Consider the following 15,081-nt stretch of genomic DNA (forward strand, 5'->3'; position numbering starts at 1 on the left):
GGATTGCACGCATGCACGAGCCGGGCCCGGTCGATTTCATCGAAGTCATCCACAACGCCGTCCCCAGCGACGTATGCGCCGCCATCGTCGCCCGCATGCGTGCCAGCCAGGGCCTGAAGCCCGGTGCGGTGGGCAGTGGTGTGTTCCCGGAACTCAAGCACAGCAAGGACCTGCGCATCAGCGGGCTGGATGGCTGGCGGGATGTGGACAACATGCTGCAACAGGCGGTTTTCGCCGGGCTGCTGACTTATCTACGCCGTTATCCACAGGCATTGATCGCGCCGCTGATGTTGCAGATCCAGGACAGCAACGGCCAACCGCGCCGGCTGTCGGCCGAGGATTTCCCCGACATGGCACCGGAACAGCTGGCCGACCTGGCCCGCACCTGCCTGCGCCCGGGCGCGATCAACCTGCAATGGTATGCCGCAGGCGAGGGCGGTTACCCGTACTGGCACTGCGAGCTGTACCCGAAGGATGCGCAGGCCGAGACCCTGCACCGGCATGTGCTGTGGACGCTGTACCTCAACGATGAGTTCGAGGAAGGCGAAACCGAGTTCCTGTTCCAGGGCCGCAAGATCGCACCGCGCACCGGCAGCCTGTTGATCGCGCCCACCGCGTTCACCCACACCCATCGCGGCAACCGGCCGCAGGGTGGCGACAAGTTCATCGCCACCAGCTGGATCCTGTTCCAGAGTGCGCAGAAGCTGTTCGGCGGGTAGCGCCCTTTGTAGAGTCGAGCCATGCTCGACAGCTTCTCCGCGCTCAGTCGAGCAAGCTCGACTCTACACTTCAGAACAGCGAACCCTGCGGCGATTCCTTGCGCGGCGGCAACGGCTTCTGGAACCGGCTGCAATCCAGCTTCGGCCAATGGCTGTTCTGCGCATCGAAGCCCAGCCGCTTGCGGGCCAGCTTGAAGCGGTTGTTCAACAGCTCGGCATACACGCCCTGGCCACGCATGCGCGTGCCGAACTGGCTGTCGTAGTCTTTGCCGCCGCGCAGCTGCTGGATCGTGCTCATCACGTGCGCAGCGCGGTCGGGGTGGTGGGTATCGAGCCAGTCGCGGAACAGCGGCGCTACTTCCAGCGGCAGGCGCAGCAGCACGTAGCCGGCCGTGCTGGCACCCGCGTCGTGTGCGGCTTCAAGCACCGCCTCCAGTTCGCTGTCGTTGATCCAGGGGATCACCGGCGCCACCATCACGCCCACCGGAATGCCGGCCGCATGCAGCCGCTTCATCGCGCGCAGCCGCGCGTGCGGTGCCGACGCGCGCGGTTCCAGCTTGGCCGACAGATGCGGGTCCAGCGAGGTCACCGAGAAGTGCACGCTGACCAGGTTTTCCGCCGCCAGCGGTGCCAGCAGGTCGATATCGCGTTCCACCAGCGCGTTCTTGGTGATCAGCGAGAACGGGTGCTTCGTCTCCAGCATCACTTCAATCAGCTGGCGGGTCAGCTTGAACTTGCGTTCGATGGGCTGGTACGCGTCGGTATTGATGCCCAGCGCGATCGGCTGCGGCACGTATCCCGGCTTTGACAGCTCCTTGCGCAGCAGCTGCGGCGCATTGGTCTTGGCGAACAGCTTGGTTTCGAAATCCAGGCCCGGCGAGAGGTTCAGATAGGCGTGAGAGGGGCGGGCGAAGCAGTACGAACACCCGTGCTCGCAGCCGCGATAGGGATTCACTGACTGGCTGAAGCCGACATCGGGCGAATTGTTGCGGCTGATGATGCTGCGCGCGGTCTCCGCACGCACTTCGGTGCGCAGGCGCGGGGCGAGGAACTCTTCGCTTTCGTCGATGGCCCAGCCGTCGTCGACCGCTTCGCTGACCGTGCTTTCAAAACGGCCGGCAAGATGGGACGTAGACCCGCGGCCCTTGATGGCGGGGTGGGCCTTGAGAGGCAGGTGTTGCATGTCGCCCTCCGGCCGTTGCAGGGCCATTAGTATTATTGCTAACCACAGGCGACGCAAGCGGCCAGGATTCACGTAGCTGTAGGCGTGGAGGCGAACGAGGGGGCAGGTTGACCCCAGGCTTATCCACAGGTTTCACGGGGATCGCGCACGCGCGATCGCCGAGACAGGCCGGGAGCATGGGCCACGGGGATCTCAGCAGCTGCGATGGGGGCCGCGGCAGCGCCGGGTCAGGCCCGGCGGCGGCGGTTACAGCAGGGCCAGGTAGCCCCGCACGGTGGCGTGCAGCCCGTCGTACAGGGCCTCGCCGATCAGCGCATGGCCAATCGAGACCTCCAATACATCGGGCACTGCAGTCAGGAACTCACGCAGGTTGTCCTGCGACAGATCGTGGCCGGCGTTCACGCCCAGGCCGACCGCCTGTGCGCGCCGCGCGGCGGTGGCGAACAGCTCCAGCATCGCGGTGGCATCGCCGGCGGCGTGGGCTTCGGCATAGGGACCGGTATACAGCTCGATGCGATCGGCACCGACGGCGGCGGCCTGTTCCAGCAGCGGGTTGCCGGCGTCCACGAACAGGCTGACGCGACAGCCCAGCGCCTTCAGTTCCGCCACCAGGGGGCGCAGGCGTTCGCCATCGCGCTCGAAATCGAAGCCATGGTCGGAGGTGATCTGGCCGTCACCATCGGGTACCAGGGTGGCCTGCGCGGGCCGGGTCTGGGCGCACAGTGGAATCAGCCCGGGGTAACCCTCGCGCGGCGGTGCGAACGGGTTGCCTTCGATGTTGAACTCGACGCTGCGGGCGCGGGTCAGGGTCGACAGCGCCACCACGTCCTCGGCCGTGATGTGGCGGCGATCAGGCCGCGGGTGCACGGTGATGCCGTGCGCACCGGCATCCAGGCAGGCCTGGGCGGCGCGCACCACATCCGGTTCGGCGCCGCCGCGCGAATTGCGCAGGACGGCGATCTTGTTGACGTTGACGCTGAGCTGGGTCATGGAACGGGACTACGGGACGGAAGAGGGGGGATCGTTACTGATCGGCGCGGAGGGGCGGGGCTGCTCGCGCAGGCGGCGCAGTTCGTCGGCGTCGACCAGGGTGGACGGGTCGCGCTGCAGGTCGCCGAAGCGGGCCACGTAGCGGCCGCGTACCCAGGCCATCAGCAACAGCAGGGCGCCCAGCAGGGCCAGCGACATCAGGCCCATGCTCGGTGTTTTCAGGGCGAAGGCGAAGCAGCCCAGCGCCAGCAGCAGGTACAGCCAGTACATTGTCAGTCTCCCCAGGCCACGGCCGCAGTGTAGCGCTGCCTCACAGCAGCGGCGAGGCCAGGCGGGCGAAGGCCTCGGGCAGGCGGTGCAGCCACAGCGAGCGCGCTGCCTGGTCCTGTACACGGGTGGCGCGGTCGAACTCTGCCTGCAGCAGGCCGGCCAGTTCGGCCACGCGGTCGCGGTCACTGACCATCATCGACAGCTCGAAGTTCAGACGGAAGCTGCGGTGGTCGAAGTTGGCGCTGCCGACGATGCAGACATCGTCGTCGGCGATGAAGGCCTTGGTATGCAGCATGCGCGGGCCGTATTCGTAGATTTTCACGCCCGCATGCAGCAGTTCGTCGAAGTAGGAGCGCGCGGCCTGGGTGACGAACCAGGAGTCGCTCATCTTTGGCACCAGCAGGCGCACGTCCAGCCCGCCCAGCGCCGCCGAGGTCAGCGCCATGCGTGCGGCTTCGCCCGGCACGAAGTAGGGGGTGACCAGCCAGACCCGTTCGTTGGCCTCCTGGATGGCCGCCACGTGCAGCCGGTGGATGGTTTCCCAGCCCGAATCCGGGCCGGATACCAGCACCTGCGCGCTGATCGGGCCATCGCCGCGCAAGGGCATGTCGGCCGGCCACAGGCGTGCGATGTCAAAGCGCGAGGGCTCCTGGCCGCTGGCATAGAGCCAGTCTTCGGCGAACACCAGCTGCAGGCTGCGCACGACATGGCCGCGGATGCGCATGTGCAGGTCGCGGTAGGCGTTGGGATTGCGGCTTTCGTCTTCTTCGTCGGTGATGTTGATGCCGCCGGTGAAGGCGACCCGGCCATCAACGATGACCAGCTTGCGGTGCGTTCGAAGGTTCAACCAGGGCCGCTTGAAGGGCTTGAGCAGCTGCCGCGGGTGGAACCAGATGGCCTCGCCACCGGCATCCACCAGCGGCTGCAGGAAGCGGCGCGGCACCGACGATGAGCCGACCGCGTCCAGCAGCAGGCGCACCTGCACGCCGGCCCGCGCACGCTCGACCAGGGCATCGCGCAGCGCGGTGCCGGCGTGGTCGGGGTTGAAGATGTAGTACTCCAGATGGATGTGGTCGCGGGCCTCGGCCACCGCCTCCAGCAACGCCGCGTAGGTGGCCGCGCCGTCCACCAGCCAGGTCACTTCGGTCGCACTGCTGGGCGCCAGCCCGGTCGTGGCCTGGGCCACCTTGGCCAGCTCGGTGCAGTCCGCATCGGGCGGGCAGACATCGCTGTAGTGCTCCATGCCCGAGCGCGCGCGACCACGGCGCAGGCGCTGCCGCTTCACCTTCTGCGGGCCCAGCAGGTAATAGATGAAGAGGCCGAGATAGGGCAGCAGCGCCAGCGAAAGGATCCAGCTGAGCGTGGCCACCGGTTCGCGCTTCTGCAGCATGATCCAGCCGGTCAACGCCAGCAGGTAGAGCAGGTAGGCCACCGCCAGGATCGAACCCAGGTGGGCAATGCCATCCAGCCAATGGCGCAGGGAATCGAAGAGGGCGAGCATGCGCCGATCATAGCGGGCGCGAGTGTGGTGAGGGGGTCAGAGCACGTCGGCTGCACGTGCTTGGGTCGGATCCCTTTCCGCAGGAAAGGGCTCTGACCCCGCGCAAAAAAAGACGCCCCTGTTTCCAGGGGCGTCTGCAGTCGCGTCATGACTGTTGTGCTGCGGTCGTACGTATTACTGCTGCACGAAGCCGATCTTCTTCATCTGAGCATTCTTCGCGGCGGCCAGGACCTTGGCCATCACGTCGTACTCGGAATCCGGGCTTGCATCGATACGCAGTTCCGGCTGGTTGGTCGGGTCACGCTGGACCTCCTGCTCCATCCGCTGCTGCAGATCGTGGGTACCGATCGGGCTGTTGTTCCACGAGACCTGGTTGCTGGCGTCGATCTTCAATTCGATCGGCGGCGGCGGTTCGACCAGCTGCGGCGGTGGGTTGAGCACGCGCTGCGGCAGGTCCACGGCGATCGGGTACGTCATGATCGGCGCGGTCACGATGAAGATGATCAGCAGAACCAGCATCACGTCCACGAGGGGCGTGACGTTGATGTCGGCCATGGGGCCTTTGCCACCACCACTACTGAATGCCATGGCTTATTGCCCCTTCTCTTTGGTCGCGACGAAGCCGACGTCCAACATGCCCTGTTCCTGCGCGACCTTGGTCAGGTCGTTGATGACGCGCATCTTGGTGGTGCGGTCACCACGCAGGTTCAGCGGCGGCTGCGGGGTCTGCTGGGCGGCGGTCGCCAAGCGCGACTCAAGAGTCTGCTTGTTGATCTCCTCGTCGTTCCAGTAGATCGAGCCGTCTTCCTTGACTGCCAGGGTGATCGGACCGGAACGCTTTTCAGCGTCCTCCGGCTTCTGGACCAGGTTGGCCTCCGGCAGATCCACCTTGACCTTGTGGGACATCAGGGGCGCCGTGATGATGAAGATGATCAGCAGCACCAGCATCACGTCCACGAGGGGCGTAACGTTGATGTCGGCCATGGGGCCGCCGCTGTTACCACTACTGAAAGCCATAACGGGCTCCGTCTAGATCTTGGTGACTACTGCTTCGTCCAGGGTGACGCGCGCCGCAATTAGCGGACGCGCGAGCCGGTGGCGAAGAAGTCGTGCAGGTCGTGCGCGAAGGTGTCGAACTTGCTGATGGTCGCGCTGTTGACCTTGCTGAAGAAGTTGAAGGCGAACACGGCCGGGATTGCGACGAACAGACCGATGGCGGTCATGATCAGCGCTTCACCCACCGGGCCGGCAACGGCGTCGATCGAAGCGGAGCCGGTGGCACCGATCTTGATCAGCGCGCCGTAGATGCCCCACACGGTACCGAGCAGACCGACGAACGGAGCGGTTGCACCGACGGTGGCCAGCAGGGTCATGCCCGACTGCAGCTTGTTGCTTTCGCGGGTCACGGCCTGACGCAGGGCGCGGTCGACGAACTCCGAACGGCTCAGGTTTTCACCCACGCCGCCGGTGGCGCCGCCTTCAGCGCGCTGGTGGTGCGCAGCGGCCTGGGCAGCGTCCAGGGCGATCTTGGAGAACGGCTCGGAAGCCGGCTGTTCTTCCATGGCACGGATGGCGTCCTGCGCGTTCGGGGTGTCCCAGAACAGGCTGACGACGCGATCGGCAGCGCTCTTCAGGCGGACCGAACGGAAGATGTTGATGACGGTCCAGTACCAGGACATGGCCGACATGATGATCAGGGTCAGCAGCACGACCCAGGAAACAGCGAAATCACCCGGCTTGGAGGTCATTTCGTGGATCAGGTGCTCGAAGCCCATCTGCGACAGGGCGTTGGACGGATTGCCCCCGGCAGCAGCGGCGATGAAAAGTTCCTGCAGCATGACGCTTACCTTTGTTGTGTGTGGTGATAAAGGGTGTAGCTAAGCTAAACAATCGAACCGGGGAGGGGTGGCCGGCGGCCACCCGCTCGCATCAGTTCAGTGCAAAGTTGACCGGGACGCGGACGCGGCCAGCAGCCTTCTTACCGCCAGATTCAGCGGCGTTGAAACGCCACTTGCGGGCAGCTTCCATCGCAGCACGGTCCAGATCGCGGTTACGGCTGGACTTTTCCACCGTGACATTGGTGACGTTGCCCTGGGCATCGACATCAATGATCAGGATCACTTCGCCCTGGATACCAGCGCGGAAAGCGGCCGGCGGGTAGCGCGGCGGATTCATGGCCTTCGACGAGATGTCCACGCTGGCCTCGATGGAGGTCGGCGGGGCCGGCGGCGACGGCGGCGACGGCGGGGTGACGATGTCGTTCGGGCGCGGTTCCGGCACGTCGACAACCGGCGCCTGCGGCGGCGGCGGGACGGGCGACGGCTTCGGCGGCGACAGGTTCTTCACCGGCGGCGGCGGGGTGTCCTGCGGCGGCGGCGGCGGCGGCGGCGGAGGCGGCGGCGGCGGCGCGTCGACGATGGTCACCATGACGTTGCGCTCCTTCTCAGCCACGGCCTTGGGGGCCACAGCGGGGATCAGGAGCATCATGAAGGCGGCCAGATGCAGGGCGATTACAAACGCGATACCGACGATGCGAGGCCAGCTCAGCCCCTTGTCATCGGGTTGTTCGTACCGGTGAACGACTAGTTGTTCCGTCATGCGCCAAGAGCTCAATAGTGGGGCCGGAATCCCGGGGGCGGGATCCCTGATCAGCGGTGCATGACACCGCAGGAACCTCCAAGCTTATACCAATCCTGAGCGCCTGCGCATCAACTGAGCAGGCGTTCAGGCGTTATTCCTACTTACTTCAGGTTGATGATTTTTTTGGCATCAGCCTGGTTCTTCACGCCCTTCGCCAGCGCTTGCTGGGCGGCCTGCTTGGCCTCCGGGACGCGACCTTCGGCATGCAGGACGCGTGCCAGGTTCAGGTAGGTCTCACCGTCCTTGGACAGCGGGGCAGCCTTCTGCCACGCCTCGATCGCCTGCGGCACCTGGTCGGAGTAGTAGTAGGACTGGGCCAGGGCCAGGTAAACCTGGTAATCCGGCTTCAGGATGCCCTTCTGCAACCCTTCGTTGATGACCGCGATGACGTCCTTTTCCTTGTTCTCGGTGTTGGCATAGATCGAGTACAGCTGCTTGTACTCGCGCTCTTCGGTGAGCTGGCCGCTGGTACGCAGCTTGTCCATCACCGCGGCGGCCTTGGGCATCTGGTCGGCCTGCATGTACATGTTGGCCAGGTTCAGCTGCGCCTTCTTGTCGTTCGGGTTCTTGGCCGCCAGCGCTTCGGCGGTCTTGACCGCTTCGCCGGTCTGGCCGGCTTCGGCCAAGGCAGCCATCAGCAGCTGGTTCCAGTTGTCCTTCGGCTCGGTCGCGCCGGCGATTGCCTGCTGCAGGACCGGGATGGCTTCCTGGTAGCGCTCGAGCTGGTACAGGGCCTGGCCCTTGGCGATCAGCTCTTCCGGCTTGGTCGACTTGCTCTCGGCGAAGTACTTGTCCAGGGTGGCCAGGCCTTCAGCGGTCTGGTCTTCCTGGATCTGCAGCTGGCCCAGCATCAGCATCGACTGGAAGTGGCCGTTGTTGTCCAGGCCGTTCAGCTGCAGCGCCTGCTTCAGGTAGCCGATGGCGCCGGGGGTGTCGTCGCTCTGGTAGGCCGCCTGCGAAGCCAGCTGTGCGGCCAGCGACTTGTCGTAGTTGTTGGACGCCGAGTTGCCCAGGATCTCGCCCGCGATCTGCAGGGTCTCCGGGAACTTCTGGTCGTTGTAGCTGTCAATCAGCTTCTGCAGCTGCTTGCCCATCTTCGCGGACGCCTTTTCCTTCGGCTCCTCACGGGTGGCATTGGGGTACAGCACTTCGGCCTTGGCCTGCTTGCCACCGCGGTTGCCACGCTCGGACGAGCGCGACTGGGCGAAGGCATCGGTGACCACGGCGCCGGTCAGGGCGGTCGCGATGAGGACGGAAAGCACAGCTTTGTGGTTGCGGAAAATCATCGTTCACCTCGATCGAACCGCCGGTAGCGGCAAAGTCGGACTGTCAGAAAAATCTGAGCCGCCAAACGTATCAGAAACTTATGGCGTGAGAAATCGTTTTATGTGCTGCAATACAGCATAGATCTGCGCACTCACCCACACTTTGGCCGGCGACCGGCCGCCTGGGCCTGCTGGTAGACCGGTCCCAGGGCGGGTGCATCGCGCTGCAGTTCGCGGATACGGTTGGCTGGATCAGGGTGGGTGGACAGCCATTGCGGGCTGCGTCCGCCACTGGCGGCCATCATGTTCTGCCACAGGTCGACGGCCTGCGCGGGGTTGAATCCGGCGTCGGCCATCAACCGCTGGCCGATGACGTCGGCCTCCGATTCCTGGGTACGCGAGCCGGGCAGCAGGAAGGCGGTCTGCGCGCCCATGCCGCCCAGCTGGTTGACCGTGCTGGCCGCGCCATCGCCGTAGGCCGCGCCGGCCAGCGCGCCAAGCACCGCCAGGCCGGTCTGTGCGCCCATCTGCCGGGTGATGCGCTCTTCGTGGTGGCGGGCGATGACATGGCCGATCTCATGGCCGATGACCGCCGCCAGCTGATCCTGGTTCTTGGCCACGGTGAAGATGCCGGTGTTCACGCCCACCTTGCCGCCGGGCAGGGCGAAGGCGTTGGGTTCCTTGTCGACGAAGACCGCCGTTTCCCACCGTACGCCACGGTACTGTTGGGGCAGCTGCGCCACCAGCGCATTGACCACGCACTGCACGTAGCCGTTCTGGCGGCCGTCGGTGCTGATCTTTTCCTTCTGCTTGGTTTCCGCGAACGCCTGCGCACCCAGCTGGTCGAGCTGGGCCTGCGACACCCCACCAACCATCTGCCGCCGCCCGGTGGGCGAGGTGGTGGTCGCACAGGCGCTCACCAGGGCGGTGATGAGCAGGGCGAGCAGCAGTGATTTCATGGAATCCCCCGTGTTCATGCAGGCAGTGTGTACCGGGCCCGCTTAATTTTTCGTCAAGCGGCCACGGCCTTACATCGACCCGAAGAACACAAGCGCGGCCAGGGCCACGGCGTTGTTCAGCGCATGGGCGGCGATCGCGGCCCACAAGGTGCCGGTGCGCTTGTACAGCCAGCAGAATGCGGCACCCATGCCGCCATAGACCAGCCACAGCTGGGCGATCTCGGCCGGGCCATTGGCGCTGGTGCCGGGCACTTCATGGATGAGGGCGAAGGCGAAGCTGCTCAGCACCAGGCCCAGCCAGGGGCGGCCGGCGCTCCACAGGCGCCCGAACAGCACGCGGCGGAACAGCAGTTCCTCATAGGCCGGGGCCAGCACCACCGCGAACAGCACCAGGAACAACGGGAAGCGTTCGATGGCGCTCTGCATCAGGGCCAGGTTGGTGGGTACCGGTTCGATGCCGAACTGCTTGGCCAGGAAGGCGATGCCATTGCTGCCGATCACGATCAGGGTGGCCACCAGCAGGGTCCAGCCCCAGGTGGACGGACGCCGCAGCGCCTGCAGGGAGGCCTGCCGTTCGACCACGTTGGCCGGGCGGCGCCAGAAGTACAGCAGCAGGGCAGCGCCACCGGTGGCGAACAGGGCCATCAGGATCTGCGCGAGGGCGCCGGGCCGGCCGAGTGCCTCGGTCATGGTCGCCGCATCCATCGCGCTGCCGTTGGCCTTCACGTTGGCCGAGCTGACAGCCACGGCGCGGTAAATGCCCCACAGCAGGCCGCTGACCATGCTCAGGCCGAACAGGGCGACGGCGCCGATGCCCAGATCGATGAAGAAGCCCGCCAGCGGGGAAGCGGCGCGGGGCGCGGCGGAAGCCGGCGGAACGGGCGGCGGTGCGGACGCCGGAACGGAAGCGGACATCGATTACCTGCGGTCAAGGGGCGAAGGCCGGCGCGCTTCCCCGCGCGCCGGCCGCGTACCGATTGTGTCAGATATCCAGGTTGGCGACCTTCAGCGCGTTGTCTTCGATGAAGTCGCGACGCGGTTCGACGACATCGCCCATCAGGGTGCTGAAGATCTGGTCAGCAGCGACAGCGTCTTCGATGCGCACCTGCAGCAGGCGACGGGTATCGGGATTGACCGTGGTGTCCCACAGCTGTTCCGGGTTCATTTCACCCAGGCCCTTGAATCGCTGGATCTGGCGGCCGCGCTTGGCTTCGTCCAGCAGCCAGGCCTGCGCCTTGGCGAAGGTATCCACTTCCACCGACTTGGCGCCACGGCCGATGGTCGCGCCCTCGCGCACCAGGCCATGCAGCAGCGTTGCAGCCTGGTAGATGGCGCGCAGTTCGCCGCCTTCGAAAGCGGCCAGCGGCAGTACCTGGATATGTTCCTCGCCCATGTGGCGGCGGGTCACCAGCACGGCGGCCGGACGTTCGTCGGTCGGTTCCTGCAGTTCCAGGCTGAAGCGCGCACTGCCCAGGCTGCCCTGGTTGAGGCGCTTGGCCAGCGCATCCAGGCCCTGGCCTTCACCGGCATTGCGCAGGTTGGCCAGGTCCATCGGCACGAAGTCGACCAGCGCTTCAAGCAGGTTGCGGTCGTAACGGTGCGCATTGCGTTCGATCGCATCGCGCGCGCCGGCAAAGCTCAGCAGCAGCTTTTCCAGTGCGGCACCTTCGATGCCGGGTTCGCCGGCGGCCGGCACCAGCACTGCGTTTTCCACCGCGTTGCTGGCCAGATAGCTGTCCAGCGCCGGGTCGTCCTTCAGGTACAGCTCCTGCTTGCCCTGCTTGATCTTGTACAGCGGCGGCAGGCCGATATAGACGTAGCCGCGCTCGATCAGCTCCGGCATCTGACGGTAGAAGAACGTCAGCAGCAGGGTGCGGATGTGCGCGCCGTCGACGTCGGCGTCGGTCATGATGATGATCTTGTGGTACCGCAGCTTGTCCGGGTTGTACTCGTCCCGGCCGATGCCGGTACCCAGTGCGGTGATCAGCGTACCGACCTGGTCCGAGGCCAGCATGCGGTCGAAGCGGGCACGTTCCACGTTGAGGATCTTGCCGCGCAGCGGCAGCACCGCCTGGTTCTTGCGGTTGCGCCCCTGCTTGGCCGAACCACCTGCCGAGTCACCCTCGACGATGAACAGTTCGGACAGCGCCGGATCCTTTTCCTGGCAGTCGGCCAGCTTGCCCGGCAGGCCGGCGATATCCAACGCGCCCTTGCGGCGGGTCAGGTCGCGGGCCTTGCGGGCCGCTTCACGGGCACGCGCAGCGTCGACGATCTTGCCGGCGATGGCCTTGGCTTCGTTCGGGTTTTCCTGCAGGAATTCTTCCAGACGCGCACCGAAGGCGTTTTCCACCGCCGGGCGCACATCGGAGCTGACCAGCTTTTCCTTGGTCTGGCTGGAGAAGCTCGGGTCCGGCACTTTCACCGACAGCACGGCGATCATGCCTTCGCGCATGTCGTCGCCGGTCAGGTTGATCTTGGCCTGCTTGGCGATGCCGTTCTGCTCGATGTAGTTGTTGAGCACGCGGGTCAGCGCACCGCGGAAGCCGGCCAGGTGGGTACCGCCGTCCTTCTGCGGGATGTTGTTGGTAAAGCAGTACATCGTCTCCTGGTAGGAGTCGGTCCACTGCAGCGCCACGTCCACGACGATGTTGTTGTGTTCGCCGGTGACCGAGATGACATTCGGGTGCAGCGGGGTCTTCAACTGCGCCAGATGCTCGACGAAGCTGCGGATGCCGCCTTCGTAGTGGAAGTCGTCGCGGCGGCCATCGCCACGCTCATCGGCCAGCACGATCTTGACGCCGGAGTTGAGGAACGACAGTTCGCGCAGGCGGCGGGCCAGGATGTCGTAGTGGAATTCGACGTTGTCGTGGAAGGCAACGGTCGACGGCCAGAAGCGCACGGTGGTGCCGCGCTTGGTGGTCGTACCCAGCTGCTTCAACGGGCCAACGGCAGCGCCGTTGCTGAATTCCTGCTGGTAGTGGGCGCCGTTCTGGAACACGTCCAGCAGCAGCTTCTGCGACAACGCGTTGACCACGCTGACGCCCACGCCGTGCAGGCCGCCGGAAACCTTGTAGCTGTTGTCGTCGAACTTGCCGCCCGCGTGCAGCACGGTCATCACCACTTCGGCCGCGGAAACCTCGCGGCCCAACTTGGCGCTCATCTGCTCGTGCTTGCCGGTGGGGATACCACGGCCGTTGTCGGACACCGAGACCGAGCCGTCGGCGTGGATCGTCACCGCAACATGGTCGGCGTGGCCGGCGAGGGCTTCGTCGATGGAGTTGTCGACAACCTCGAACACCATGTGGTGCAGACCGGTGCCGTCATGGACGTCGCCGATGTACATGCCGGGACGCTTGCGGACAGCCTCGAGCCCTTCCAGGGCGGTGATGCTGTTGGCGTCGTAGTTGCCGTTGTTTGCCGGGGTGTTCTGTTCGTCGGTCATTGCGCTTGCCGTAGGCTCCGCAGGTCGGTCACCGCACGAGGCGATGCGCCGGGTAAGAAGGGGTGCAACCTGAATTATACCAGCCGGGCCCTGCCGGCCCTGATGTAGCCACTATGGCACAGCCACGATCTGTGCATGTTCCACGTGGAACCGGGTGATGTCGGTGAGATCGACCAGCGCCGCCGGCGTTTCGGTAGCGGTAACGAAGATCTGCGCCGGACCGGACAACAAACGCTCCAGAACGCGCGCCTGATGGGTGCGATCCAGCTCCGACGCCAGATCGTCCAGGGCAATGACCGGCCACTGGCCCCGTTGCTCGGCGTAGTCCTCGGCCTGGGCGAGCAGGCAGGCGAGGGCGGTCAGCTTGGCCTGGCCCCGAGAGAGCGCGTCGCGACCGGGGATGCTGTGGAAATCCACGCTCCAGTCTGCGCGGTGCGGTCCCACCGAGGTGTAACCCGCCTGCCGGTCCCGGTCGCGCGCCAGCAGCAGTGCGTCGGCCAGTGGAAGTTCATGCCTGCGCCAGCCCGGACTGAGATCCAGCCCCTGGATGCCCAACTGCGGCGCCAGCGCGGAGGCCAGGGCGATCGCACGCTCTTGCAGCCGCTCCAGGTAATGCTGGCGGCGGCTGGTGAGGGGTTCTCCGGCTTCTGCCAGCTCGTGGTCCCAGGTATCCAGCATCCGCGACGGCCCGCCTTGCTTGAGCAGGGCATTGCGCTGCTTCAACGCGCGCGAGTATCGGCGCCACAGCGAAAGGAAGTCTGGTTCCACGTGGAACAGGCCCCAATCGAGGAACCGGCGACGAGGCTCACCGCCACCGCTCACCAGCGCATGGCTGCCAGGCTCGAAGGTCACTACCGCCAATGCGGCGCAGAGATTGCCCAACTGAGCAACGTCTTCACCGTCCAGTCGCCCCTTCCAGTCCTGACCACTGTGCCGAAGGCCGGCCTTCCGACGGTGCGGCGGGTGATCGGCCCGCTGCTCGTCCCATTCCACGAAGATTTCCAGAGCTTCCTGGCCCTGCCGCACCAGCCCATCGCGAACACGACCACGGAAGCTGCGCCCGTAGGCCATCAGATGCAGGGCCTCAAGCACGCTGGTCTTGCCCGCGCCGTTATCCCCGGTCAGCAGGTTCAGGCCTGGCTGGGGCGACAGTTCCACGGCGCTGAAGCGACGCAGATGGTTCAAGGCGAGACGACGGATCAGCATGGGACGCGAACGACCATCCGCACGGGGCGGTAGCAGGGCAGGGAATCCATCAGCTTACTGCATTGGTCAAGCCGGCCGCGGCGGACACGACACTGGCCCGCACGGGGTAGCGACATCGGTGCGCGTTCCCGGGTTTCACGTGGCACGAATGGCCTGGACGGCCAGCGGGGAAGGAATCCGTCCGTGAATTTCTTCAAATCTGTAAGACCGGGCAGGGTTCTTGGCCGCAGATTCCACGGATTTTTCGACGTCTGGCACGGCGATTCGATCAGCGCTGAAACGCATCCGCCTGGCGAGCGCAAGAATTCCTTGAAATCTGCCAGCCAGGGCCGTGCAACGTTCCACAGATTTCAAGAAATTCGCGGCCTTCGTTTCACGCTGTCCACAGCAGGTCTGTATGACTTATACACAAGGTATGGGCAATCTGTGGATAAAAAAGTCTGTTTCGCTTCCCTGGAAATCTATCCACAGCTTCCCCCCCAGCCCCAAGGGCTCCTATACAGGGGGTTTCAGGTCCATAAAGACGTTTTAAATCAAAGACATAAGACTATTTTCCACCAAATCTGGCCCTACCATCACCACCATGCTTTAGATTTATACCCAGATTTAAAAGCTTGGAAGGCCCCGAACGACAAACTGCTGGGCCTGTGGACAGTGCAGTCAGCAGAAGCAAGCTCACCCGTCATCCCGGCAGGGCGGATGACCTAAGATGCCGACGAAGACCATTGAGCTTTCCAGGAACGACCCTCGATGAGGGAAGACGCGGCCCTCCGCACAGTTCTCCAGCTCCCGACAGCCAACAAACAACCCTCAATGCCGGAGCATGGGATCCAGCCCCCACCCGCCACTGAAGCGCGCCCATTGAGGCAATCCCGGCAATGATCCACGTGGAACAAAAAAAAACGC

At 65.0% G+C, this 15,081-nt stretch carries 15 protein-coding genes; 2 read left to right on the forward strand and 13 right to left on the reverse strand.

Going from position 1 to position 15,081, the window contains the following annotated elements:
* Positions 1–11 precede the first annotated feature (11 nt).
* Entirely contained in the window at positions 12–719 is a 708-nt protein-coding gene (locus ACM2ZB_RS15075; protein WP_416056049.1) for a 2OG-Fe(II) oxygenase, read from the forward strand.
* Between the two features lie 70 nt (positions 720–789).
* Here the strand turns inward: ACM2ZB_RS15075 and ACM2ZB_RS15080 are convergent, their stop codons facing one another.
* From ACM2ZB_RS15080 to recF, 13 genes are all read right to left on the reverse strand, one after another.
* Positions 790–1,902: a PA0069 family radical SAM protein gene (locus ACM2ZB_RS15080; protein WP_416056050.1), complete on the reverse strand. Its 1,113-nt coding sequence runs from the start codon at positions 1,900–1,902 to the stop codon at positions 790–792.
* Positions 1,903–2,148: 246 nt separating this feature from the next.
* On the reverse strand, positions 2,149–2,892 hold the full coding sequence (locus ACM2ZB_RS15085; RefSeq protein ID WP_416056051.1) for a pyridoxine 5'-phosphate synthase: 744 nt from the start codon (positions 2,890–2,892) through the stop codon (positions 2,149–2,151).
* A gap of 9 nt (positions 2,893–2,901) precedes the next feature.
* Positions 2,902–3,162, reverse strand: coding sequence for a hypothetical protein (locus tag ACM2ZB_RS15090; RefSeq protein WP_313441304.1), 261 nt, complete (start codon positions 3,160–3,162; stop codon positions 2,902–2,904).
* A gap of 40 nt (positions 3,163–3,202) precedes the next feature.
* Positions 3,203–4,663: a cardiolipin synthase gene (gene cls / locus ACM2ZB_RS15095; protein WP_313441302.1), complete on the reverse strand. Its 1,461-nt coding sequence runs from the start codon at positions 4,661–4,663 to the stop codon at positions 3,203–3,205.
* A gap of 174 nt (positions 4,664–4,837) precedes the next feature.
* Positions 4,838–5,251, reverse strand: coding sequence for an ExbD/TolR family protein (locus ACM2ZB_RS15100; RefSeq protein ID WP_079224464.1), 414 nt, complete (start codon positions 5,249–5,251; stop codon positions 4,838–4,840).
* A gap of 3 nt (positions 5,252–5,254) precedes the next feature.
* Positions 5,255–5,680 (reverse strand): ExbD/TolR family protein, encoded by a 426-nt coding sequence (locus tag ACM2ZB_RS15105; RefSeq protein ID WP_295571411.1) that lies wholly within the window; start codon positions 5,678–5,680, stop codon positions 5,255–5,257.
* A gap of 59 nt (positions 5,681–5,739) precedes the next feature.
* Positions 5,740–6,501, reverse strand: a complete 762-nt coding sequence (exbB, locus tag ACM2ZB_RS15110) for a TonB-system energizer ExbB (RefSeq protein WP_313441296.1) — start codon at positions 6,499–6,501, stop codon at positions 5,740–5,742.
* 91 nt (positions 6,502–6,592) lie between these two features.
* Entirely contained in the window at positions 6,593–7,261 is a 669-nt protein-coding gene (locus ACM2ZB_RS15115) for an energy transducer TonB (RefSeq protein WP_416058561.1), read from the reverse strand.
* Between the two features lie 143 nt (positions 7,262–7,404).
* The gene (locus ACM2ZB_RS15120; protein ID WP_313441294.1) at positions 7,405–8,589 is read right to left on the reverse strand and encodes a tetratricopeptide repeat protein; all 1,185 of its coding nucleotides are present in this window, start codon (positions 8,587–8,589) and stop codon (positions 7,405–7,407) included.
* A 131-nt stretch (positions 8,590–8,720) separates the two neighbouring features.
* The gene (locus ACM2ZB_RS15125; protein ID WP_416056052.1) at positions 8,721–9,527 is read right to left on the reverse strand and encodes a M48 family metallopeptidase; all 807 of its coding nucleotides are present in this window, start codon (positions 9,525–9,527) and stop codon (positions 8,721–8,723) included.
* Positions 9,528–9,596: 69 nt separating this feature from the next.
* Complete coding sequence (locus tag ACM2ZB_RS15130) at positions 9,597–10,442, reverse strand: lysostaphin resistance A-like protein (RefSeq protein WP_416056053.1); 846 nt, start codon at positions 10,440–10,442, stop codon at positions 9,597–9,599.
* A 67-nt stretch (positions 10,443–10,509) separates the two neighbouring features.
* Positions 10,510–12,969, reverse strand: coding sequence for a DNA topoisomerase (ATP-hydrolyzing) subunit B (gyrB, locus tag ACM2ZB_RS15135; protein WP_416056054.1), 2,460 nt, complete (start codon positions 12,967–12,969; stop codon positions 10,510–10,512).
* A 111-nt stretch (positions 12,970–13,080) separates the two neighbouring features.
* Entirely contained in the window at positions 13,081–14,175 is a 1,095-nt protein-coding gene (recF, locus tag ACM2ZB_RS15140) for a DNA replication/repair protein RecF (RefSeq protein ID WP_416056055.1), read from the reverse strand.
* A gap of 183 nt (positions 14,176–14,358) precedes the next feature.
* Here recF and ACM2ZB_RS15145 point away from each other — a divergent pair, with 183 nt between their 5' ends.
* Positions 14,359–14,883, forward strand: a complete 525-nt coding sequence (locus tag ACM2ZB_RS15145) for a hypothetical protein (RefSeq protein WP_416056056.1) — start codon at positions 14,359–14,361, stop codon at positions 14,881–14,883.
* The last annotated feature ends 198 nt before the right edge of the window (positions 14,884–15,081 follow it).

The sequence above is a fragment of the Stenotrophomonas maltophilia genome (genome assembly GCF_047782825.1).
GTDB lineage: Bacteria > Pseudomonadota > Gammaproteobacteria > Xanthomonadales > Xanthomonadaceae > Stenotrophomonas.

Bases quoted from the DNA above. Each gene is read 5' to 3' on its own strand.
- ACM2ZB_RS15125 (WP_416056052.1), bottom strand. From the start codon at position 9,527: ATGAAATCACTGCTGCTCGCCCTGCTCATCACCGCCCTGGTGAGCGCC.
- ACM2ZB_RS15100 (WP_079224464.1), bottom strand. From the start codon at position 5,251: ATGGCATTCAGTAGTGGTGGTGGCAAAGGCCCCATGGCCGACATCAAC.
- ACM2ZB_RS15105 (WP_295571411.1), bottom strand. From the start codon at position 5,680: ATGGCTTTCAGTAGTGGTAACAGCGGCGGCCCCATGGCCGACATCAAC.
- ACM2ZB_RS15130 (WP_416056053.1), bottom strand. From the start codon at position 10,442: ATGTCCGCTTCCGTTCCGGCGTCCGCACCGCCGCCCGTTCCGCCGGCT.
- recF (WP_416056055.1), bottom strand. From the start codon at position 14,175: ATGCTGATCCGTCGTCTCGCCTTGAACCATCTGCGTCGCTTCAGCGCC.
- gyrB (WP_416056054.1), bottom strand. From the start codon at position 12,969: ATGACCGACGAACAGAACACCCCGGCAAACAACGGCAACTACGACGCC.
- ACM2ZB_RS15075 (WP_416056049.1), top strand. From the start codon at position 12: ATGCACGAGCCGGGCCCGGTCGATTTCATCGAAGTCATCCACAACGCC.
- exbB (WP_313441296.1), bottom strand. From the start codon at position 6,501: ATGCTGCAGGAACTTTTCATCGCCGCTGCTGCCGGGGGCAATCCGTCC.
- ACM2ZB_RS15085 (WP_416056051.1), bottom strand. From the start codon at position 2,892: ATGACCCAGCTCAGCGTCAACGTCAACAAGATCGCCGTCCTGCGCAAT.
- ACM2ZB_RS15090 (WP_313441304.1), bottom strand. From the start codon at position 3,162: ATGTACTGGCTGTACCTGCTGCTGGCGCTGGGCTGCTTCGCCTTCGCC.
- cls (WP_313441302.1), bottom strand. From the start codon at position 4,663: ATGCTCGCCCTCTTCGATTCCCTGCGCCATTGGCTGGATGGCATTGCC.
- ACM2ZB_RS15080 (WP_416056050.1), bottom strand. From the start codon at position 1,902: ATGCAACACCTGCCTCTCAAGGCCCACCCCGCCATCAAGGGCCGCGGG.
- ACM2ZB_RS15120 (WP_313441294.1), bottom strand. From the start codon at position 8,589: ATGATTTTCCGCAACCACAAAGCTGTGCTTTCCGTCCTCATCGCGACC.
- ACM2ZB_RS15115 (WP_416058561.1), bottom strand. From the start codon at position 7,261: ATGACGGAACAACTAGTCGTTCACCGGTACGAACAACCCGATGACAAG.